A 21,240-nucleotide genomic window follows, 5' to 3' on the forward strand; every position below is an offset into this window, starting at 1 on the left:
CGGATCACACGCCGACAATATGATAGCCGTTGTCCACGTAAATGACTTCGCCCGTAATGCCGCGCGACAGATGGCTCATCAGGAACATCGCGGTGTCGCCGACTTCCTCCGCGTCCGTCGTCCGCCGCAGCGGCGCTTTCTCTTCGACCTGGCGCAGAATCGAGTTGAAGTCCTTGATCCCTTTGGCCGCGAGCGTCCGGATCGGCCCGGCCGAAATGGCATTGACGCGGATGTTGTATTGTCCGAGGTCGGCGGCGAGATAGCGGACGGACGCTTCGAGCGCCGCCTTCGCCACGCCCATGACGTTGTAGTTCGGCATCGCCCGTTCGGCGCCGAGATAGGTCATCGTCATGATGCTGCCGCCTTCGGTCATGAGCGGATACAGTTTCTGCGCCACCGCCGTCAGCGAGTAGGCGCTGATGTCATGGGCCAGGGCGAAACCCGCACGCGAGGTGTTGACATAAAGCCCTTCCAGCTCTTCCGTCTTCGCGAAGGCGATGCTGTGCACGACGCCGTGCAGCACGCCGAACGACTCGCGCAGCGCGTCGGCCAGCCGTTCGATGTCTTCGTCGGACGTCACGTTGCACGGCAGGACGAGCGAGCCCGGCATCGTTTCGGCGAGCTTGCGCACCCGCTCCTCCACGCGCTCGCTCTCGTACGTGAATGCGAGGTTGGCGCCCTGCGCCTTAAGCGAGCGGGCGATCGCCCAGGCGATGCTCCGGTCGTTCGCCACGCCCATGACGACGATGTTCTTGCCGTTAAGCAGTCCGCTCATGAACCGATCTCCTCCTTGACTTGTCCTTCGTCCAACTTAACGGATTCTGGCAACGATTTCAAGTGGCACCCCTCACGCCCCGCGCAAAATGCTCGTCCGCCCGCGGGAGCTTGTCCCGCACCGGACCGCACGGGCCGGAAGGAGCGCCCGGAAACGCCGCCTCTCCGCATCGCTGCGCCGGCCGTCAGGATTGCTCGCCGAAGAACATCTCGTGCGCCAGCGCCGTCTGGATGCGCGATTCTTCGTCCGTCAGCCTGCGGACGAGCTCCATCTCGACCTCGGTCACTTCTTCACCCTGGAAATTGATCTCCGCGATCGACGCGACGATCTTGACGATGGCGATCGCCCGGTTGTCCGGCGTGTAGGCGATCACTTTCTGCCCGGTCGGGTAGACGCGGAATCCGCTTTTGACCATTTTGCCCCGGCCGTATTCCAGCAGTTCGTACAGCTCCTGGTCGGATTTGAACTTGCACACGGAGTTGAATTCGGTCGGAAAACCCATCGGATTCCCTCCTTCAACTTATTCGCCGTAGACGAGCTTCTGCTTCGCTTCATGCCGCTCGAACGCGAGCGCGATCAGCTTGTCGAGCAGTTCCCGATAGGGCAGCCCCGACTCCTTCCAGAGCAGCGGGTACATGCTGAACGGCGTAAATCCCGGCATCGTGTTCACTTCGTTCAGGAAGATGCGGCCGTCTTCCTTGCGCAGGAAGAAGTCGACGCGCGCAAGGCCCGATCCGTCGATCGCCTGATAGGCGCGAAGCGCCATCTCGCGGATCTGTTCGGCCGTCTCCTCCGGGATGTCGGCCGGAATCTTCATGACGGATTTGCCGTCGATATATTTCGCGTTGTAGTCATAGAAGTCGTTCGACGAGACAATCTCCCCGACGACCGACGCGCGGGGCTCGTCGTTGCCGAGCACGCTCACTTCCAGCTCCCTGGCGTTCACGAATTCTTCGACGAGCACCTTGCGGTCGTAACGGAACGCATATTCCACCGCCTGGATCAGCTGCTCGCGGTTGTAGGCCTTCGAGATGCCGACGCTCGAACCGAGGTTGGCCGGCTTGACGAAGCAAGGGTAGCCGAGCGACACCTCGATCTCCATGATGAAATATTGCGCATCCTTGTCCCACTGCGCCCGGGTGAAATGCCGGAACACGCACTGCGGCAGCCCTTCATGGGCGAACACCCGCTTCATCATGACCTTGTCCATGCCGACAGCCGAAGCAAGCACGCCCGCGCCGACATACGGAATGCCCGCCATTTCCAGCAGCCCCTGGATCGTGCCGTCCTCGCCGTACGTCCCGTGCAGCAGCGGAAAGACGACATCCAGCCGCTTGCCGCCGCTGCCGCCCGACGATGCCGAAGGCGCGGCTTTCTGAACCGCCTTCGCGGCTGCAGCCGGCGCCTTGGGCGGAGCGGCCATCCGTTCGAACACGGGCAGCAGCAGCTGTTCCGACGCGGATCCGTCCGCTTCGTCGTAACGGATGAGGCCGATATGTTCCGGCGGAGCCGACAGCGCCGGCCCGGCATGCCAGATGCCCTGCTTCGTAATATAGAATGGCTGGATTTCATATTTGTCGTAATCGAATGCTTGCAGCACGGAGAACGCGGTCTGCAGCGACACCTCATGTTCTCCGGAACGGCCGCCGTAGACGAGCCCTACCCGAACTTTATCCCCCATGTCCATCCTCCGGTTCTCAGATTATCCTGCAGCCTCAGGCGCTGTCCGGCCGCGCGGACGATCAGAATTCGTCCGCGATGTGAAAAAATTTGTACCGCGTCCGTTCCGTCCAGGCGTAAGAATCGCGGTAATCCCAATAGCGGTGGCGGCTGGCCGTCGTATTCGCGTTGACGAGCGGCATCCCCGCGCTGTCAAAGGCGGTGACGATCGTGCTGTGCTGAAACCGTCCGTCGCCGTCCCAGTCGTAGAAAATGACGTCTCCGAGCATCAGATCCGCCGGCGATTCGACCTGAACGGCCTGCAGGCCGGACGTCGCGCCCCTCGCCAAATACGATTGAAGCGCATGCGAGACCGCCCAGCTGTAGCTCCACAGCTCACGGCCGCCGCTGCGCCCCTTGTACCACCAGCCCGAATCTCTTCTACCAGTATAGTTCATCGGAGCATGGCCTGCAAAGAGGCACTGGGAAACATAGTTCGTGCAGTTCACTTCGAACTTCTCATAAGCGGGATTCGGCTCGTTCCACCAGCGGTCGGCATACGCGGCCGCCAGATCCCGGCGGTACGGAATGCCTGCGCGCATCTTCTGGAAATGCGGCAGCAGCCGGCCGTTTATATAAGGTAGCGGAATTGCCGGTTCGTCCTGCTCCTGCCCGGACCGGCCGGCGGTTCCCTCCGGGTCCGGGTCGGGCGGCGCCGTCGGGCCGGGGGGTTCCCGCCGCCGCTCCGCAATCTCGGGTTCGATGCCGGTCACCCGCCAGACGCCGTTTCGAAGTTCGAGCCGGATGCGTTCGATCTCCAGTTTTTCCTCGGTATAGGAGGCTTCCCCGAAGGACAAGCTTCGCTTGAGATGCAATTGCAGGCGGACCGCGGCCGTACGGCCTTCCTCGCGGAAGCCGAGCAGAACCGCACGGGCTTCTTGCCGCTCGGGAAACGCGCCGCGCCGATGTTCCCGCTCGCGCATGCGCTTCAAGCGGGTTTCGAGCCGGCCCAGGTGCTTGTCATCCTCCGCGACGGCCGTAAGCGGTCCGGCGGTCATATCGATCTCCGCTTCACTCACGCACTTCACGTATTCGTGCACGGCTGCCCGCCACCCGTGCAAAGCCGGCGGGCGTCGCCCGGCTTCGCTTTGCAGCGCCATGCCGGCCCCTCCTCCCCTCAAGCTCGCGGTCTGCGGTCCCGGGGCAGTTCCCCGGGGCAGGAAAAGCATCGCTTCATGTATATGTGCCGGACGCCGGTTTCATGAATCCGGCGGGCCCTAGCGGCCGTCAGACGGCGCGGAAGCGACAAAATCAGGCTTTACGTTGATCATTGCAAACGATATACTAGGAATATAGCGCGATTATGAAATTGAGTTTCACCAGACGAAACAACATTGTCCGGAAGAAACGAATCGCGGCAGAGAGACCCCATACGGTAAGGAGGAGACTTTCCATGGCGAAGCAAGATGCCTACGGCATCCGCTCCAGCCTTGAAGTCGGCGGCAAGACATATGCCTACTACCGGCTGCAAGGGCTGGAGGAGCAAGGCCTCGGCAGCATCGGCAAGCTTCCGTTCTCGATCAAGGTGCTGCTCGAAGCGGCCGTCCGCCAATACGACGGACACGCCATCACGAAGGACCACGTGAAACTGCTGGCCACCTGGGCGGAAGGCCGTCAAGACAAAGAAATTCCGTTCATCCCCGCCCGCATCGTACTGCAAGACTTCACCGGCGTTCCGGTCGTCGTCGACCTGGCGGCGATGCGCGACACCGTGAAGAAAGCGGGCGGCGACCCGAAGCGGATCAACCCGCTTGTGCCGGTCGACCTCGTCATCGACCACTCCGTCATGGTCGACGCGTTCGGTTCGCCCGACGCGCAGGAGACGAACGAACGGATCGAATTCGAACGGAACGGTGAACGGTACCGCTTCCTCCGCTGGGCGCAGACGGCGTTCGAGAACTTCCGCGCCGTGCCTCCGGGAACGGGTATCGTGCACCAGGTGAACCTGGAGTACCTCGCCACCGTCGCGGCGACGAAAACGGTGGACGGCGAGACGGTCGTCTTCCCGGATTCGCTTGTCGGCACGGACTCGCATACGACGATGATCAACGGCCTCGGCGTCGTCGGCTGGGGCGTCGGCGGCATCGAGGCGGAAGCCGGCATGCTCGGCCAGCCGCTCTATTTCGTCACACCGGAAGTCATCGGCTTCAAGCTGACGGGCAAGCTGGCAGAAGGCGCGACGGCGACCGACCTGGCGCTGACGGTTACGCAGATGCTCCGCAAGAAAGGCGTCGTCGGCAAGTTCGTTGAGTTCTTCGGCCCGGGCCTGTCGAACATCAGCCTGCCGGACCGCGCGACGGTCGCGAACATGGCGCCGGAATACGGCGCGACGATCGGCTTCTTCCCGGTCGACCACATCTCGCTCGACTTCCTGCGTCAGACGGGCCGCAGCGAGGAGCAGATCGCGCTCGTCGAAGCCTATTACAAGGCGCAGGGCATGTTCCGGACGGACGACACGCCGGATCCGGTGTTCTCGGACGTCATCGAGCTCGACCTGTCGACGATCGTGCCGAGCCTCGCGGGTCCGAAGCGTCCGCAGGACCGCATCGAGCTGACGGCGATGAAGGAATCGTGGAACACCATCATCCGCACGCCGATCGAGAAGGGCGGCTACGGCCTTACCGAGGAGAAGATCGCCGAAACCGTCGAAGTGAAGCACAAGAACGGCAAGGTCAGCAAGATGGGCACCGGCGCGGTCGTCATCGCGGCGATCACGAGCTGCACGAACACGTCGAACCCGTCCGTCATGCTCGGCGCGGGCCTCGTCGCGAAGAAGGCGGTCGAACGCGGCCTGACGGTGAAAGAATACGTCAAGACTTCGCTGACGCCGGGCTCGCTCGTCGTCACCGACTACCTGAAGAAAGCCGGCCTGATGGAGCCGCTCGAGAAGCTCGGCTTCCACATCGCGGGCTACGGCTGCGCAACCTGTATCGGCAACTCCGGTCCGCTGCCGGATGAAGTGAGCCAGGCGATCGCCGACAGCGACCTGACGGTCGCGTCCGTCCTGTCCGGCAACCGGAACTTCGAAGGCCGCGTCCATGCGCAGGTCAAAGCGAACTTCCTCGCTTCGCCGCCGCTCGTCGTCGCCTATGCGATCGCGGGCACGGTGGACATCGACCTGACGAAGGATCCGCTCGGCTACGACCCGAACGGCCAGCCGGTCTACCTGCGCGACATCTGGCCGTCGTCGCAAGAGATTCAGGACGCGATCAACCAATCGCTCACGCCGGACATGTTCCGCGCGAAATACGCGAACGTGTTCACGCAGAACGAGCGCTGGAACAAGATTCCGGTGCCGCAGGGCGAATCGTACGAGTGGGACGAAAAATCGACTTACATCGCGAACCCGCCGTTCTTCGAGAACCTGCATGAAGGCGTCAAGGACCTCGGCGACATCACCGGCGCCCGCGCGCTGGCGCTGCTCGGCGACAACGTGACGACCGACCACATCTCGCCGGCGGGCAACATCAAGGTCGACAGCCCGGCGGGCAAATACCTGATCGAGCACGGCGTGAAGCGCGAGGACTTCAACTCGTACGGCTCCCGCCGCGGCCATCACGAAGTGATGATGCGCGGCACGTTCGCCAACATCCGCATCCGGAACCAGGTGGCGCCGGGCACGGAAGGCGGCGTGACGAAGTATCTGCCGACGGACGAAGTGATGTCGATCTACGACGCCGCGATGAAGTATCAGGCGGACGGCACGAACCTCGTCGTCATCGCCGGCAAGGAATACGGCATGGGCAGCTCCCGCGACTGGGCGGCGAAGGGCACTTACCTGCTCGGCATCAAGGCCGTCATCGCCGAAAGCTTCGAGCGGATCCACCGCGCGAACCTGGTCGGCATGGGCGTCCTGCCGCTGCAATTCCAGAACGGCGACAACTGGCAATCGCTCGGCATCACGGGCCGCGAGACGTTCGACATCGTCGGCCTGACGAACGACATCAAGCCGGGCGACACCGTCAAGGTGGTCGCAACCCGCGAAGACGGCAGCAAGTTCGAGTTCCCGGTCACCGTCCGGCTCGACTCCTACGTCGACATCGAATATTACCGCAACGGCGGCATCCTGCAGACGGTTCTCCGTCAGATGATCGCAAGCTGAGGCTGAAACGCAGGCAGGCTGACGCTATAACGGAAAAAGGGCTTTCCGCTCAAGCATTCGCTCGGGCGGAAGCCCTTTTTTTAAGCTTTGGGACCCTGTCCCCTTCGCTCAGGAACGGACTTTCGAGCCGTCCCTTTCGTTCAGCATGGCCAGCCGCTGGATCGAACCGTCATGCAGATCCGGCGTGAAGACGGTCAAATACAGCTCCTGTTCATCGATCTGCATGATCTGCGGGTCCAGATGAAGCCGCCCGGCCTCCGGGTGCTCCATGACGTAGGGATGCCGGTACGAGCAATGCACCTCATAGTCATCCCACCAGTCCGCGAATTCGGGACTTCCTGCCGACAATGCGGCAACGAAATCCTTGTACCACGGGTTTTCCAGATGTCTCGCATACTTCGGACGGAAATGACCCAGCATCGTCTTGGCCAGACTTTCCCATTCAAGGTACATGGACCGGTGCGAAGGCATCATGAACATGCGCCAGACGAGGTTTCGTCCGTACGGATGCGTCGACTCGAACGGGCCGAAGACGGCCTCCGCCAGCCGGTTCCATGCGAGCACATTCATCTTTTCGTCGCAAATGTAAGCGGGAAGGGCGGAAAATTGATCCAGCATGTATCGCAGCGAGGCGGGTACGTCCTCACGCTCGTCGGCCGGCATTGCGTCATCCCTTCGCGAGCCGGCCAGGAAAAACAAATGCTTGCGTTCGTCGGCATCCAGACGAAGCACCCTGGCCAGGCTGTCCAGCACTTGATCGGATACCTGAATGTCCCGCCCTTGCTCCAGCTGCGTGTACCAGGGAAGCGATATGCCGGCAAGTGCGGCCACTTCCTCGCGGCGAAGCCCCTTCGTTCTCCGGCGCGAAAGGTCGACGTTCCGGAGGCCCGCAAGCTCCGGCGACAGCCGAAGCCTGCGCGTTCGCAGGAAACGGCTGAGTTCCGCCCGTCGCTGATCAGCGCTCATGACATTTCCTTCCTTTCAAACCGGCGCGGTCCGGGATCAGGAGGCATCCGGCGCGCCCGGTGTTCCACAATGCTATCTTACCTGAGGAATGGCGGATGGAACAATCATCGGTGCTTGAAAAGGAATAGAAAGCGGGGCGTGGAATAAAGCAACAGGAAGCATGGTTTGAAATGGAGGCGTCTGATGGTGTTGTTTTTGCTGATCTGCCTGGTCTTCATTCTCGCTTCGGTGCTGGTTTTCAGAAAATCGGCGGTTCGTCATCCGTACGCAAACGGCATCCAGCTTGCGATCACCATTTCCGCTCTTGCCACGGTGTGCCTTGCGCAAAATTACACGCAAAGCCTGATCCCTGAAGCGAACGACGGGCTCGGCGTATCGAATGCGGTGGCCTATTGGATCATCGGCGAGGACGGCTGGTCGAAAGAAAAATTCAAAGCTTATTTCGAGAACTCGGCATACCTCACGTTCTTGCTGATCCTTGCGTACCCCGCGGTGCTTGCGGCGGAAGCGAAGCGTAAGAAATCGTAAGCCGCGAAATCAGCGGTTCGGTGCATATTGGGACGAAGCCCCTTTCGGCTGCTTTGGCACCATATCCCCTTCGCTCAGGAAGGAGCGCGCCGGATGGTCTCGGAGATCTTCGTCCCGCGCAGGCATGGTCTGGCGGCTTGCGAAACCTCGTCCCGCTCCCTGTACTGCCCGCGATTCAAGGCTGCCCGGCGGCGCCGAGCCGCTCGGGGTGCGTGTAAACGTTCATCCGGCCGCCGCGGACGAAGCCGGCCGCCGTGATGCCGAGGTCGTGCGCCAGACGCAGCGCGAGGCCGGTCGGCGCCGACTTCGCGATCAGGATCGCCGCGCCGATCTTCGCCGTCTTCAGCAGCACCTCCGAGGAAATACGCCCGCTGAAAATAATCGCCGCATCCCGGGTCGGTATGCCGCGCCGCAGACAGTAGCCGAGCAGCTTGTCGAGCGCGTTGTGGCGGCCGATGTCCGTCCGCATCGCGATCAGCCCGCGCCCCGGCGACCACAGCGCCGCATTGTGCACGCCGCCCGTGCGCGCGAATTCGGCCGAACGGCGCTGCAGTTCGGCCATGGCGGCCAGACATTCCTCCGGCCGCATCCGCACCCGCGAGATCGAAGTCCGCGCCGTGCGCACGTCGCTTCGGAAGTAGAACTGCCGGCTGCGCCCGCAGCAGGAGCCGATGACGCGCCTGCCGAAATCGGCCTCCGCCCCGTCCAGCCGGCGGCGCAGCCGGACATCCGCGAAACCGGCCGCCTCGTCCCAGTCGATCCGCTCGATATCTTCAGGCGACGCGATGATCCCCTCGCCCGCGAGAAAACCGAACACAAGATCTTCGGTATCCTGCGGCGAGCAGACGACCGTGACGAACTCTTCGCCGTCCAGCCGGACCGTCAGCGGAATCTCTTCGGCCACCGCGTCTTCGCCGGCCGACCAGCCGTCAGCGCTGTATCTCCATACGGGAAACGCGGTGTCGACGGCGCGATCTATTCCGTCCGGCATGGCTGCGCCCCCGCTCCCGCCGCGCCCGCAGGCAGACCGTCTTCCTCCGGCACTTCCGCTTCCTTCGTCCGGTATTTGCGGTCCTTGCGGGCGTAGAAGACGTCGGCTTGCTCGACCTTCACTTCCGTGTTGTACTCGGGTATGCCGGCGTGCGGCTCATAGACGCCGGACGGGAACAGGACGTTGCCTTCCGGCCAGAACAGCTCGAGGTTGCCGCGGGCGACGGGCGCCGTTCGGAGCCGCCCGTAGAACCGGCCGAAACGGTTGTGGACGACGACCGCTTCGCCGTCCGCGATGCCGAGTTCGGCCGCGTCTTCGGGACTCATCAGCACATCTTCCCGGAGCGCGCCGTTGAACGGGTCGACGCTGCCGTACACCATCGAATTGAACTGTTTGCCCCGGCGCGTCGTCGCCAGAAAAGCGCCCGCCGCGCGGCGGATGCCGGGCGAGGCGATCGGAATGAGCCGGCCCCGGCCGTCCGGCGTCGGGCAGACGCCGCCCTCGCACAGCCAGGCGCCGCCCCACTGGAAGAAGTCGCCCTGCTTCCGCAAATGTTGAATGCCGTCGTAGTTCGGCGCCGCAAGGGCAATCTCCGCCCGGATCTCGTCCGCCGACTCCGCCTTCATCGACCGGGCCGCTTCCTCCGGCTTCACGCGGCGCGCCAGATCGAGGAAGATGCGCCATTCCTCGCGGGCCTCGCCGATCCGCGGACCGCGGATCTCCGGCGAGAAGTAGACCATCCGCTCCGTCGACGTCGACGTGCCGCCGCCCTCCTGCTCATAGCGCGTCTTGGCCGGCAGCAGAATGACCGCCTCCCGCGCGTCCGCCAGCATCGACGTATTCAGAATGATGTCCTGGTGGACGCGGAGCTCGATGTTCTCCAGCGACTGCCTGATCCGGTCAGGATTCGGCATCGTCTCGAGGAAGTTGCCGCCGGAGGTGTAGAACAGCCGGAGCCGCCGCTCGTGATCATCCGGCAGCAGCGCGTTCTCCAGGGTGACGCCGACAATGTCGCCCTGCCACTTCGGAATGTCGAAGCCCCACAGTTTCTCGATCCGCGCAATCGTCTCCGGATCGAAATCGCCGCCCGGCAGGCTGAACGGATCGGCCCCCATCTCGCTCGACCCTTGTACGCCGCTGTGGCCGCGGATCGGCATGAGGCCGCACTTCGCCCGGCCGAGAAAGCCGCGGAGCAGCGCCAGATTGACCACCTGCGTCACGTTGTCGGTCCCGAACCGGTGCTGCGTCAGCCCCATGCTCCAGACGAAAACGCCGCTGCGGGCGCGGGCCAGCAGTTCGGCGAACTCCGCGATCCGCTCACGGGAAAGCCCCGACCCGCGCTCGATGTCGTCCCAATCCAGCCCCGCGACATGCGCCCGCAGTTCTTCCAGGCCGTTCACATGCTTGCTGATGAAGGCGAGATCGAGCGCGGAGCCGGGCTCCTGCTTCTCCATCTCGAACCAATGCTTCATGACGCCGTTCATGAAGTCGATGTCGCCGCCGATATTGACCTGGTACCAGTCGTCCGCCAGCTTCGTGCCGAACAGGGCCGATTCCGGGATCGAAGGAATCCAGTAGCCGTCCATCGCCGGCTCGCGGTACGGATTGATGACGATGATCTTCGTGCCCTGCCGTTTGGCGGCGTACATGTATTTCGTGGAAACGGGCTGGTTGTTCGCGGCGACGCTGCCCCAGAAGACGAGCACGTCCGTGCCGATCCAGTCCGTGTAGCTGCAGCTCGACGCACCGATGCCGATCGACCGCTTGAGCGCGGTCTTGGACGGCGAGTGGCAGATGCGCGAAGCGTTGTCGATATGGTTCGTGCCGAGGAAGCGCGCCGTTTTCGCCGCCATGTAGTACGTCTCGTTCGTCAGGCCGCGGGCCGTCAGATAGAACGCCGCCTGCTTCGGATCGACGGCGCGGAATTTGTCCGCGATCCGGTCCATCGCCTCGTCCCACGACACGCGGCGGAAACGCCGCTCTCCGCGCTCGCGGATCATCGGATAAGGGAGCCGCCCCAATTCCCGCAGCTCGGCGCTGCTCATGCGCCTGAGCTCGTCGATGTCCGCCGTCAGGATGTCATCGGGGATGGCCGGCGCCGTATTGAGGCGCAGCAAATTCAGCCGGGTCGTGCACAGATGCGGTCCCGTGAGCGTCCGGTCCCGCAGGCCGGAGACGCCGAGCGCGCATCCGTCGCATACGCCCTGGGTCAGGATGCGCCAGGCATAGGGCAGGTTGTCCCGGTTCCGCCATACCGTTTTGGCCGTCTCCATGATGTGATGCGGCTTCACCTTGCCGAGGCCGAGCGGAACCGGGCTGACCCACAGTCCGGGCTTCGGCGTCTTCGGCAGACGCATCGGGCCGCCGTGTTTCGTTTTTCCCATTTTGCATCCGTCCTCCTCTGTCCGCCATCACACTTCCATCGTATCAGGAAAGCCTTTGCACAACAACGCGGGAGATGCCGGGCCGGCGGATCACTTGCCCAGCATCATGCCCATGCGGCGCGCGGCTTCCCGGATGGCCGGCACATACGACTGCATCACTTCCGGCGTCAGCCGCCCGGACGGCCCGGAGACGGACAGCGCGGCCATGAGACGGCCCGCACGGTCCAGAATCGGCGCGGACACCGCCGCCGCTCCGGGCTCGCGCTCCTCGAAGCTGGTCGCATAGCCGGTCTCGCGGATGGCTTCAAGCTGCGCCATAAACGCCGTCCGGTCGATGGATGCCGGCCAAGCGGGATCGTCCAGCACGAGGCGCAGCGTCTCCTCGTCGGCCCAGGCGAGCAGCACCTTGCTCGACGCGCCGACGTAGAGCGGCAGGCGGGCGCCGACCGGAGCGACGCGCCGGACCGGCTGGTTGCTCTGCACCGCCTGGATCCGGATCCGCTCCTTGCCGTCGCGGACGTACAGGCTGACCGTCTCGCCGAGCATGTCGCGCAGCCGCTCCATTTCGGGCAGGAGCAGGGAGGCCGGGTCGTCGCTGGAGGACAGATTCGCCGCCAGTTCCCAGATCCGCATGCCGATGCGGTAGCGTTCGGTCAGCGAATCCCGCGCGACAAAACCTTTGTGTTCGAGCGTGGCAAGCATGCGGTGCACCGTGCTTTTGTGCAGGCCGGTCCGCTCCGCCATCTCGGTCATCGACCATTCGGCGCGCTCGAGGAACAGCAGCAGAATGTCCAGCGCCCGTTCGACCGCGCGGACCGTCGATTTCCCGTCGTCCATCGGAAGATCGCCTCCCATGATCAACTTCCGGTGTTTCGTACAATGAAACTCTGTATCAACCAGTATAACGCACTCCGCGTCCGCGGGCCATAGGCAATCGGAAGAACGTGCGGCAGACGGGGAGACGAGATGGTAAAGAAGGAATATTCCGGCCGATTTTTTACGCCAAGATTACACTTGCCTAACAACTTGTCGACGCAAATTGACACGCATGCCGGTGCTCCCATAGGATAAAAGTAACCGATTAAAAGCGCTTACATTCCGGGGGAGGGGATCCGCATGAGATCGAAGGTCATGCATCTTGAGGCCGGCATTTCAAGCAGCGGTCCGGCTGCGCTGCCGGGTCCCGCGCTGCTGCCCGGCGCCGGTCCCGGTCTGCCTGTTCTGCCCGACGATCCGCCGGCGGAGCAGCGCGCTCCTGCGACACCCCGGCACAAAGGCCTGAAAGTCGCCGTCCTCGCGCTCGCCTCCCTGACGGCGTTCGCGCTGCTGATCTTCACGGCCGCCCACGGCCTCATCGCCTGGCGGCTCGCCTATCCCGCCGTCGCGCCGCTCGCCTCCGATCCGATGCAGGCGAAGCAGCTGGCCTACTCCGAATTTGTCATCCCCGCATCGGGCGGCATTCCCGCCGTCAGCGGCTGGTACATCCCCGCCACGGCCGGCGGTTCGCGCACCATCATCTTCAGCCACGGCTACGGCACGAACCGGGAGGAACCGTGGGTTCCGATGTACGATCTGGCCGAGACGATGCATCTGCTGGAGTACAACATCATTCTGTTCGATTACGGCTACGCCTCCGCCGAAGACCGGGCGCCGGCGACGGGCGGCGTCACGGAGTCGCGCCAGCTGGTCAAGGTGATCGAATACGCGAAGGAGACCGGCGCGGACGATATCATTGTCTGGGGTTTCTCGATGGGCGCGGGAACGGCGCTGCAGGCCGCTTTCCTGACGGACGACATCGCGGCGATGATTCTGGACAGCACGTTCATCGCCGACGCCGGCACGCTCGCGCTGAATCTGGCGGAGTTCTCGCCGGTTGACGGATTTCCGTCGCCTTCGCTCGTCGCGGCGTTCTTCCCGCTCTGGTCCGGCACCCGCCTCGCCAGCATTCCGTCCGACCGGATCGAAAGCACCTCCTACGACATGCCGATCCTGCTCATCCACGGGACGAACGATGCGAAGGCGCCGGCTTCGATCGCCGAGACGATCGCCGCGAATCAGCGCCATCCGCTGTCGTCGGCCTGGATCGTGCCGGGCGGGCAGCATGAGATGATGTTCCGCACGCACACCGAAGAATATATGCAGCGCGTCACCGCTTTTCTCGCCGGCATAGGATAACCTGCTCCGCGAATACATCTCTTACGGAAGCATCCGGCAAGAGAGACGCGGAAGGAGGAATGACGCGCCGTGACCTTGAGCGAGAACGAAACGCCGTCCGATCCGGCCGAGGCCATCGCCGCCTGGAAAAGGGAAGAGCAGCGGACGGCCGCTGAACTGTCCCGGCGGATTGCGGCGTTCAATCCGCCCGGCGCCCGCCTGCTCGGCGACTGGGTGCCGGTCTTCGATTATACGGCACGCTGTGCCGAGTATTGGCGGCAGGCCCGGGCGGATCCGGCAGGCGGGTTCGCCGCGATCCCGGAGCCGCACGGCCGGGCACTGGAAGAAGCCGCATACGCCCAGACCGAAGCGTTCGCCGGCCATCTCGAGCGGCTGGCGGACGGCGCCCGCATCAGCGGCCGCGCGGAGGAGGCGGATGCGCTCGCGCAGGCGGCCGCGGCGGCACGGGCGCGGCTGGCGCGGCGGGAGCATCAGGAGCCGGGCGGCGCGGCGGACGCCGGCCAGAAGCTCCGCAGCGAAGCGGAGGACCGCAGTCCTCCCGATCGCAGCCGGCCCTGGCGTGCGGTGCCGATCGGCGGGCATACGCTGCCGCCGCTGCCCTACGCTTACGATGCGCTGGAGCCGTACATCGACGAGGCGACGATGCGCATCCATCACGACCGGCACCACCGCGCCTACGTCGACGGTCTGAACCGGGCGGAGCGGGCGCTGCAGGCGGCCCGCGCCTCCGGGCAGTTCGATCTCGTGAAGCATTGGGAGCGGGAGCTGGCGTTCAACGGCGCCGGCCACTGCCTGCACACGATTTTCTGGAACGTGATGTCGCCGCAGGGCGGCGGGCGGCCGACGGGCGCGCTCGCTGACGCCATCAACGCGAGCTTCGGCAGCTTCGAAGCGTTCCAGCGCCAGTTCTCCGCGGCGGCGGAGCAGGTCGAGGGCGGCGGCTGGGCGATCCTCGTCTGGAGCCCGCGCAGCGGCCGGCTCGAGATTCTGCAGGCGGAGAAGCACCAGAACCTCTCCCAATGGGACGTCGTGCCGCTCCTTCCGCTTGATGTGTGGGAGCACGCGTACTATTTGAAACACCAGAACCGCCGCGCCGACTACATCCGGGACTGGTGGAACGTCGTGAACTGGCCCTGCGTCGCCGAGCGGTTCGCGAAGGCGTCGCAGCTCCGGTGGGAGCCGTATTGACAGAACATCCGCGGAACATGATGCCTAATCGAGCAGGAGAGGGCGGCCAGCCCCCGACCTCTCACAGCACCGTACATGCGGGTCCGCATACGGCGGTTCCGAAGGTTAACTATGCTCAAGGTAGCGAGAAAGCAGACTTTTCAGCCCTCTTGCTTCCCTATAGGAAGTCGGGAGGGCGTTGTCTACTTCATCTCCCGACCTACGGAAATGATGTACAGCACCGTTGACAGCCCCGGCAGGAACACCTCTTTTGTGACCTCGCCGTTCGCTTTGACAAGCGGCAACGGGGGGTAACTCGGGCGATTGTAGGAATCGACGGAGAAACCGTCATCAGAAGTCGTCAACGGCTGAATATCGGCTTTGCCGGCCTCGATGTCTTTACCCGATACGTTGATCCCGGTTACCGTAAGAAACCTGTCTTCTCGATTGACCGCATAGGATTTCAAATGGATGGCATGTTCATCAACAATTTGCGCCATATCAATCGTCTCAAACTGTTCAAACGGCTTTCCCTTGACGACCCGTTCATCCCGGATATGCAGATATCCATGCTCGGCGTTCCATGTCCACTCCATGTCGGTACGATCGAGAATAAATCGTATGGGAACGAACATCGCGCCGTCGATCAGCACCGGAATCGTATCCATGTCCGTTTTCTCGCCATCGATCACAACTGTCGTCGATCCGATCGTAAACCTGAAGGTATGCTCCACAAAGTTCACGGATGCGCTCCTGGTCATTGCGTCATAGGCGACGGTTCCGCCCATCAAGTCCCGAATGGCGCGGACCGGAATCAACAGGCGATTCTTCTCGTCAACAAACGGCGCGTGCGGATGGGTGTAGAGAATGTAGAAGCGGTCAATTTTCAAATAGATGGGCGTCTCCCGATCCGGCAGCTTTTCCAGGTTGTTCGCAAATGCGCTTCCCGCGAACGTCAACACGAAGACCGACAGCATGACCGTGGCAACAAATCCTTTGAAAGGTTTCATGGCCAATCCTCCCATACTCACAATAAAATAGTCGTCATATGGAAGACGACTATTTTAAAGCATCAGTTTCAATCATTTGTAAATGGAAACATATCCATTGGACCGGTGGATGTAAGACGGTATGCAATCAATCGTTCCATACCACATATTTTTGGTTGTATCCCAGTAGCTATATTCAGAGTATGATCCCCACGAATAATAGTAATCAGAATTATGCAAAGATACCTGAACCGAATCCCATTTCTGATTCAATGATTTTCCAACGATATTCGTTCCATCAAATCCTGCTTTGGCAATCGATGTAACTCTTTTTACAGACGTTGTGGTAATGCTTGTCAGAGATGTTGATGCAAATTTTACCTCTGTCGCTCCTACAATAAGATAAGCCGTATAGGTCGTTGCCGAGGAGCTGGCCTTTTTCAAATAAAACTTCAGGTTGTTTACAACATCACCGGGATTTTTCTTGATCTCATAACTTTTCCTCCTTTAAGTAATAATTTAGTATTAATATGGTTATTATAAATATTAGCATTTTTTTGTTTTTTTCAATTGGGCTTAGGTCGCATGGTACAATAGACTTAAACCTAGTCTTTTGCCTCACGGTGCCACCGCCTCCGCCAGCAACCGCTCCAGCTCCCGGTCGTACTCCACGCACCGCGCGGCGCTCCATTCGAGCAGCTCGGCCATCGCGGCGCTCGCCGTGTCTTTCCACCGCAGCACTCCGGGGCGGTCGAAGTACAGCCGGCCCGTACAGCGAACCCAGAAATACGCCGGCGTCGCGGCCATCTCCGCCGTGACGGCGTACCGCAGCTCCGCGGCAAGCGCGACAGGCAGCCCGTGCCGCTCGGCGAACTCGCGCGACTCGCCCGCCAGCGCATAGAGTTTCAGCGCGTTGGAGCCATATCGGCGCGCGATCCGCTTCGCCTCTACCGCGTCGAGCCCGGCCAAGACGCCGGCTTCGATCTGCCGCCGGACATGCGCCTCGAACCCGGCAGCGCCCCCGACGACTAGCCCTGCCTCGAATCCAGTTCGTGTACCTTGGCCCGTGCGTTTGCCTACGGCTTCCTTCAGATTCCGCCTCGCGGCGGATACCCTTGCCCTCAGCTAGCGGTTGGCGCTCGCCAGCCCCCTTTCGGGACTTTCACCCTAAAGATGACGCCCATTCCGGGTGTACAGCAGAGAGCCCGCATCCCGAAGGATGCGGGCTTGTCTGTCTTCGTTTGTCTCTTCAGACACCCCAGTGTATCCGCACGTCCGCAACGCCTTTCACCGTCCACAGACTGCGGACCATCTCATGAATGGTCACGTCGTTGGACGCATGGACGTCATATGCCAGCATCATCCGGTGGTCGCCATCTTCTCCTCCGTCCTGTTCCCTAGTCAGCCGCATGTCGCGAATTTTCATACCGAATTCGTCAAAAATCGCGTGGATCGGCTCCAGTTCCGATGAAGGGCTTTGAACCAGCAGGCTGACTTTCAGATTCGCCGCACGCTTGCTCGACCGGAAGCGCGTTTCCACCTTGCCCAAGAGCAGATTGCTCAGCAGCATGAGCAGGGCGGTGATGAAGGCGGGCAGGTAAAACCCGGAGCCGACGGCCAGGCCGATCGCGGACACCGTCCACAGGGTCGCGGCGGTGGTCAGGCCCGATATGATATTGTCGGAACGGCGCATAATGACGCCTGCTCCGAGGAACCCGATGCCGTTGACGACCTGTGCCGCCAGGCGGGCGGGGTCGAACCGGGCGTTCGGATGGTTGAGCAGCAGGTTATCAAACCCGTAGATGGAGGTCAACATGATGAGCGTCGATCCGACCGCTACGAGCAGATTGGTTTTCAGTCCCGCCTGCTTGTTTCGCCTTTCCCTTTCCCAGCCAATCAGTCCGCCCAGCAGAGCGGACAAAGCCAGCCGAAGCAGCATTGTCCAGATATCCAACTGAACGATAAAAAGTTCGGGCAATACGTGCACACCCCTTTCCCGGCTGGAACTGTCCTGTTACCCACGCTCCCTGGCGAGGAGGATATCCCGGACGGATTCCAGAACGAACGTCGGCTTAATCTCCGAGCGCTGCAGATTCTCCCGTTTGGTCACCCCAGTGAGCACCACGGCGGTGTTCATCCCCGCCTGTTGACCCATGAGGATGTCCGTCTCCAGACGGTCGCCCGTCATCAGGCAATCGGATGCCTCCACCCCCAGAATTTCCAATGCGGTGAGGGCCGTATGGGCCGACGGTTTCCCCATGATGACTTCCACCTTGTTTCCCGTCACGCCTTCGATGGCGCCGATCATGCCGCCGCAATCGGGAACGGCACCGCCCGGCATCGGGCAGGTGCGGTCCGGATGCGTGGCGATCACGTCCGCACCGCGCACGATGGCCTGGTAGGCATCGTCGAGATGGCGGTAATGGAAATCCCGGTCCCAGGAAACGACCACCACATCCGTCTCTTCCGGCGCCTTCGCCAGCCGGATGCCGCTTCTCTCCAGTTCGTCCTTGAACACCGGTTCCCCGATGACATACACGCTGGCATTCGGATAGTGGGCGCGCAAATAGTGAATCGTGACCACCGTCGGGCTGAGCAGATTCTCCAAGGTTACTTCAATGCCGAAGCGCTTCAGTTTCTTCACATAATACTCGCGGGATTCAATCGTCTTGTTGGTGAGAAAAAGCAGTCTCCGGTTCAATGATTGCAAGTGCCGGATTGTCTCGGGGGCGCCTTCGATCACATGGTCGCCCAGATAGATCGTGCCGTCCAAATCGAAAATGTATCCTGCGAATTGATTCACACTGCTACCCCTCAATCACATGATGGATATCGTTATCAGGTCCCGGCCGAACGAGATTTTGGTGCGAATTTGTCCCGGAAGGCTCTGCCACACCTCGTCGTAAGGTTCGCCATCCGTGAGATGTACCATCACCGCACGCCGGATCCGGTCCCAGTCGTAGAATTGTGCGATTTTTTCCAGGCTGCTGTGGCCTTCCCAGTGCCGGCGGGCGGTCGTCGCCTCGTGCACCAGGAGATCGATTTCCCCGTACGCCCGGATTTCCTCGTTCGGCGACGTATCGGAGGAATACACCAGGACCCTGTCCCGGTGAGCATACGCCACGCTCGCGGCGGGCACGCCGTGCCGCCCGGGGAACACCTCCAGGCGTGAATCGCCATGTTGCCAAAGGACCTGCCTCTGACGCCAATCGAACGGATGGAAGCGTAGTTTAAAGCCGATCGGCCATACCCATGCTCCCGTGACTTGCAGCCAGTTTTCCAGCCACGGATGAATCTCGTCCGGACAGTAAAGATCCAGCGGATCTTTACGCCCGTCCAGCCACAGTCCCCACAGCAGGGAAGGCAGACCGTATACGTGGTCGATGTGGCCGTGCGTCAGTACGACGCGACGGATATCGGAAAGAGGCACCTGAAGAGTTTTCAGCTTGCCGAGCGGATTGCCGCCGACATCGACCAGCGTGGCCCCCTGTTCATCGCCAATCAAGAGATACGTGTTGTCACGGCCGCTCCCCGACGCCGCGGAGGCGGTTCCCATCAAAGTCACGTCCATGAAATCTCCACCTTACTTGATACCAGAATGCATGAAGCTTTCGACGAACTGCCGCTGGAAGATGAGGAATGCGAGCAGCAGCGGCAGAATGACCAGCATCGTCGCGGCCGTGACCGTTCCCCATTGGACGCCCGTTTCGAACGTCTGGGCGAAGATGGCGATACCGACCGTCAGAGGACGCGATTCCACCGAGTTGGTGACGATCAGCGGCCACATGAAGTTGTTCCAGTGCGTGCTGATCGAGACCAGCGCGAAGGAGATATAAGTCGGTCTGGCCGAGGGCAGATACACGTGCCACAGGGTTTGCCACCATTTGCACCCGTCCACCCGGGATGCCTCATCCAGCTCGTACGGAATCTGCTTGAACTGCTGCCGAAGCAGGAACACCCCGAACGCCGATGCCCAGTACGGCAGCATGATCGCCAGTTTGTCGTCAAGCAGGCCCAGTTCTTTCATGACCATGTAGTTTGGAAAAATGAGCACTTCCGGCGGAATCATGATCTGCACCAGGAACAGGATGAAAATGAAACTCTGCCCGATGAAGTTCAACCGCGCAAAGGCGTAGGCGGCAAGCGTGACGGTGATCATCTGCACCGCCAGAATGCCCAGCACGATTATGATGGTGTTGCTGTAATAAAGCAGGAACGGAACCTTCTCCCATGCCGCGATGTAATTTTCAAACGTCGGATGGTGGACGGCAAAGGGATTGCTGCGTGTAATAATTTCACTCCCCGGCGTAAAGGAGGTGATGACCGTCCAGATCAGCGGGAAGATGAATATGATGGCCAGCAGCGTGACCAGGATCCTGTTGACGATTTTGTACGGTTCTGCGCGCATGGATGGCCACCTTTCCCTCAATAATGAATCCGCTTGTCAAGATAGGCGTAATTGAAGATGGAAATGGAAAGCAGAATGATAAGCAACACAACCGTCAGAACGGCCGCAGCACCGGTATCCCAGAAGCTGAACGCGTTCTCGTAGATATGATACAGAAGCAGGTTGCTGGCGTTGTTCGGCCCGCCCTTGGTCATGATGTACAGATGGTCCACCAGCTTGAACGAGTTCGTCGTCGCGATGATCATGCAGAAGAGCGTGGTCGGCATGAGCAGCGGAAAAGTGATCCTGACGAACAACCGGAACGGCGGTATACCATCCAACTTCGCCGCCTCGTAGATTTCCGTCGGCAGATTTTGCAGCCCCGCCAGATAAAACACCATAAAGAATCCGACTTCTTTCCAAATGACCATGATCACCATCGCCCACATGACGACGCTGGAATCCCCCAGCCAGTTCGGCCCGCTTACCCCGATAATTTCCAGGAACTTGTCGAGCAGACCGTAGTCGGGCGTATAAATGAACAGCCAGATGTTGGCGATGGCAATCATCGGGATCACGGTGGGGTAAAAGAACGCCGTCCGCAAAAATCCGTTGCCTTTCATGCGCTCGTTAACCCAAATCGCGACATACATCGCCAGCAGAATGCTGCCCGGCACCGTCATGATCAGCAAAAACAGGTTGTTTTTAAGGACCTTCCAGAATACGTCATTTTCAAACACCCGGATGTATTGGTCGAAGCCGACAAAGGCTTTGACCCCGAACCCCGAGCTTTGGAACGAGTACCAGATCGTCTTCAGCGTCGGGTAGTACGTAAACAGCGTCAGGAAAACCAGGGAAGGAAGAAGCAGAGCATACGCAAAGGCCTGTTTCTTCCAATTAGTGCGCCGCCTCGCACTTGCCCCGTAGCTACCTGAAAGTGGCTGCGCCATTCGTGATCACCTGCACATGTACAAAGTCTTTGCCTAATATGGAAAAGGACGAGAAACCCCATGCTATAAGCGGACTTGCGTCCGTTACAAGCATGAGTGGCTTCTCG

At 61.4% G+C, this 21,240-nt stretch carries 19 protein-coding genes; 4 read left to right on the plus strand and 15 right to left on the minus strand.

Going from position 1 to position 21,240, the window contains the following annotated elements:
* Positions 1–4: 4 nt before the first annotated feature.
* From fabI to THECO_RS14705, 4 genes are all read right to left on the minus strand, one after another.
* Positions 5–775, minus strand: a complete 771-nt coding sequence (gene fabI / locus THECO_RS14690) for an enoyl-ACP reductase FabI (protein ID WP_015255825.1) — start codon at positions 773–775, stop codon at positions 5–7.
* Positions 776–959: 184 nt separating this feature from the next.
* On the minus strand, positions 960–1,277 hold the full coding sequence (locus THECO_RS14695) for a hypothetical protein (RefSeq protein ID WP_015255826.1): 318 nt from the start codon (positions 1,275–1,277) through the stop codon (positions 960–962).
* 18 nt (positions 1,278–1,295) lie between these two features.
* Positions 1,296–2,456, minus strand: coding sequence for a D-alanine--D-alanine ligase (locus THECO_RS14700; protein WP_015255827.1), 1,161 nt, complete (start codon positions 2,454–2,456; stop codon positions 1,296–1,298).
* 61 nt (positions 2,457–2,517) lie between these two features.
* On the minus strand, positions 2,518–3,594 hold the full coding sequence (locus THECO_RS14705) for an amidase domain-containing protein (RefSeq protein WP_015255828.1): 1,077 nt from the start codon (positions 3,592–3,594) through the stop codon (positions 2,518–2,520).
* Between the two features lie 293 nt (positions 3,595–3,887).
* On the opposite strand from THECO_RS14705, the gene acnA reads away from it, so the two are divergent.
* Positions 3,888–6,596 (plus strand): aconitate hydratase AcnA, encoded by a 2,709-nt coding sequence (gene acnA, locus THECO_RS14710; protein ID WP_015255829.1) that lies wholly within the window; start codon positions 3,888–3,890, stop codon positions 6,594–6,596.
* A 108-nt stretch (positions 6,597–6,704) separates the two neighbouring features.
* On the opposite strand, the gene THECO_RS14715 is transcribed toward acnA, so the two are convergent.
* Positions 6,705–7,562, minus strand: a complete 858-nt coding sequence (locus THECO_RS14715; protein ID WP_015255830.1) for a helix-turn-helix transcriptional regulator — start codon at positions 7,560–7,562, stop codon at positions 6,705–6,707.
* A 183-nt stretch (positions 7,563–7,745) separates the two neighbouring features.
* On the opposite strand from THECO_RS14715, the gene THECO_RS14720 reads away from it, so the two are divergent.
* The gene (locus THECO_RS14720; protein WP_015255831.1) at positions 7,746–8,090 is read left to right on the plus strand and encodes a hypothetical protein; all 345 of its coding nucleotides are present in this window, start codon (positions 7,746–7,748) and stop codon (positions 8,088–8,090) included.
* Between the two features lie 175 nt (positions 8,091–8,265).
* Here the strand turns inward: THECO_RS14720 and fdhD are convergent, their stop codons facing one another.
* The 3 genes from fdhD to THECO_RS14735 form a co-directional block, all read right to left on the minus strand.
* Positions 8,266–9,081 (minus strand): formate dehydrogenase accessory sulfurtransferase FdhD, encoded by an 816-nt coding sequence (gene fdhD, locus THECO_RS14725; protein ID WP_015255832.1) that lies wholly within the window; start codon positions 9,079–9,081, stop codon positions 8,266–8,268.
* Entirely contained in the window at positions 9,066–11,465 is a 2,400-nt protein-coding gene (locus THECO_RS14730) for an FdhF/YdeP family oxidoreductase (protein ID WP_015255833.1), read from the minus strand. Before THECO_RS14730 ends, fdhD begins: the two co-directional genes overlap by 16 nt.
* Before the next feature lie 90 nt (positions 11,466–11,555).
* Positions 11,556–12,302, minus strand: coding sequence for an IclR family transcriptional regulator (locus THECO_RS14735; RefSeq protein ID WP_015255834.1), 747 nt, complete (start codon positions 12,300–12,302; stop codon positions 11,556–11,558).
* A 279-nt stretch (positions 12,303–12,581) separates the two neighbouring features.
* Here THECO_RS14735 and THECO_RS14740 point away from each other — a divergent pair, with 279 nt between their 5' ends.
* A complete protein-coding gene (locus tag THECO_RS14740; RefSeq protein ID WP_015255835.1) occupies positions 12,582–13,640 on the plus strand; it encodes an alpha/beta hydrolase in 1,059 nt (352 codons plus the stop codon).
* Positions 13,641–13,709: 69 nt separating this feature from the next.
* Positions 13,710–14,828 carry a superoxide dismutase gene (locus tag THECO_RS14745; protein WP_015255836.1) on the plus strand — a complete coding sequence of 373 codons (1,119 nt, stop codon included), beginning with the start codon at positions 13,710–13,712 and terminating at the stop codon, positions 14,826–14,828.
* Positions 14,829–15,010: 182 nt separating this feature from the next.
* Here THECO_RS14745 and THECO_RS14750 read toward each other — a convergent pair whose 3' ends face one another.
* The 7 genes from THECO_RS14750 to THECO_RS14780 all read right to left on the minus strand — a co-directional run bounded on the left by THECO_RS14750 (position 15,011) and on the right by THECO_RS14780 (position 21,133).
* Positions 15,011–15,817 carry a copper amine oxidase N-terminal domain-containing protein gene (locus THECO_RS14750; RefSeq protein ID WP_015255837.1) on the minus strand — a complete coding sequence of 269 codons (807 nt, stop codon included), beginning with the start codon at positions 15,815–15,817 and terminating at the stop codon, positions 15,011–15,013.
* A gap of 597 nt (positions 15,818–16,414) precedes the next feature.
* On the minus strand, positions 16,415–16,921 hold the full coding sequence (locus tag THECO_RS14755; RefSeq protein ID WP_083883284.1) for a glycerol-3-phosphate dehydrogenase C-terminal domain-containing protein: 507 nt from the start codon (positions 16,919–16,921) through the stop codon (positions 16,415–16,417).
* 124 nt (positions 16,922–17,045) lie between these two features.
* The gene (locus THECO_RS14760) at positions 17,046–17,774 is read right to left on the minus strand and encodes an MgtC/SapB family protein (protein WP_015255838.1); all 729 of its coding nucleotides are present in this window, start codon (positions 17,772–17,774) and stop codon (positions 17,046–17,048) included.
* Between the two features lie 36 nt (positions 17,775–17,810).
* Positions 17,811–18,599: an HAD-IIA family hydrolase gene (locus THECO_RS14765; protein WP_015255839.1), complete on the minus strand. Its 789-nt coding sequence runs from the start codon at positions 18,597–18,599 to the stop codon at positions 17,811–17,813.
* A gap of 15 nt (positions 18,600–18,614) precedes the next feature.
* The gene (locus THECO_RS14770; protein WP_015255840.1) at positions 18,615–19,367 is read right to left on the minus strand and encodes an MBL fold metallo-hydrolase; all 753 of its coding nucleotides are present in this window, start codon (positions 19,365–19,367) and stop codon (positions 18,615–18,617) included.
* A gap of 12 nt (positions 19,368–19,379) precedes the next feature.
* Positions 19,380–20,204: a carbohydrate ABC transporter permease gene (locus tag THECO_RS14775; RefSeq protein ID WP_015255841.1), complete on the minus strand. Its 825-nt coding sequence runs from the start codon at positions 20,202–20,204 to the stop codon at positions 19,380–19,382.
* Between the two features lie 17 nt (positions 20,205–20,221).
* Positions 20,222–21,133 carry a carbohydrate ABC transporter permease gene (locus THECO_RS14780; protein ID WP_015255842.1) on the minus strand — a complete coding sequence of 304 codons (912 nt, stop codon included), beginning with the start codon at positions 21,131–21,133 and terminating at the stop codon, positions 20,222–20,224.
* Positions 21,134–21,240: the final 107 nt, after the last annotated feature.

Source organism: Thermobacillus composti KWC4 (assembly GCF_000227705.2).
In the GTDB taxonomy this organism is placed as follows: Bacteria; Bacillota; Bacilli; order Paenibacillales; family Paenibacillaceae; genus Thermobacillus; species Thermobacillus xylanilyticus.

What these genes read in the sequence shown, in the direction of transcription:
- fabI (WP_015255825.1), bottom strand. Translation starts at nt 775, where the DNA reads ATGAGCGGACTGCTTAACGGCAAGAACATCGTCGTCATGGGCGTGGCG.
- THECO_RS14695 (WP_015255826.1), bottom strand. Translation starts at nt 1,277, where the DNA reads ATGGGTTTTCCGACCGAATTCAACTCCGTGTGCAAGTTCAAATCCGAC.
- THECO_RS14700 (WP_015255827.1), bottom strand. Translation starts at nt 2,456, where the DNA reads ATGGGGGATAAAGTTCGGGTAGGGCTCGTCTACGGCGGCCGTTCCGGA.
- THECO_RS14705 (WP_015255828.1), bottom strand. Translation starts at nt 3,594, where the DNA reads ATGGCGCTGCAAAGCGAAGCCGGGCGACGCCCGCCGGCTTTGCACGGG.
- acnA (WP_015255829.1), top strand. Translation starts at nt 3,888, where the DNA reads ATGGCGAAGCAAGATGCCTACGGCATCCGCTCCAGCCTTGAAGTCGGC.
- THECO_RS14715 (WP_015255830.1), bottom strand. Translation starts at nt 7,562, where the DNA reads ATGAGCGCTGATCAGCGACGGGCGGAACTCAGCCGTTTCCTGCGAACG.
- THECO_RS14720 (WP_015255831.1), top strand. Translation starts at nt 7,746, where the DNA reads ATGGTGTTGTTTTTGCTGATCTGCCTGGTCTTCATTCTCGCTTCGGTG.
- fdhD (WP_015255832.1), bottom strand. Translation starts at nt 9,081, where the DNA reads ATGCCGGACGGAATAGATCGCGCCGTCGACACCGCGTTTCCCGTATGG.
- THECO_RS14730 (WP_015255833.1), bottom strand. Translation starts at nt 11,465, where the DNA reads ATGGGAAAAACGAAACACGGCGGCCCGATGCGTCTGCCGAAGACGCCG.
- THECO_RS14735 (WP_015255834.1), bottom strand. Translation starts at nt 12,302, where the DNA reads ATGGACGACGGGAAATCGACGGTCCGCGCGGTCGAACGGGCGCTGGAC.
- THECO_RS14740 (WP_015255835.1), top strand. Translation starts at nt 12,582, where the DNA reads ATGAGATCGAAGGTCATGCATCTTGAGGCCGGCATTTCAAGCAGCGGT.
- THECO_RS14750 (WP_015255837.1), bottom strand. Translation starts at nt 15,817, where the DNA reads ATGAAACCTTTCAAAGGATTTGTTGCCACGGTCATGCTGTCGGTCTTC.
- THECO_RS14770 (WP_015255840.1), bottom strand. Translation starts at nt 19,367, where the DNA reads ATGGACGTGACTTTGATGGGAACCGCCTCCGCGGCGTCGGGGAGCGGC.
- THECO_RS14775 (WP_015255841.1), bottom strand. Translation starts at nt 20,204, where the DNA reads ATGCGCGCAGAACCGTACAAAATCGTCAACAGGATCCTGGTCACGCTG.
- THECO_RS14780 (WP_015255842.1), bottom strand. Translation starts at nt 21,133, where the DNA reads ATGGCGCAGCCACTTTCAGGTAGCTACGGGGCAAGTGCGAGGCGGCGC.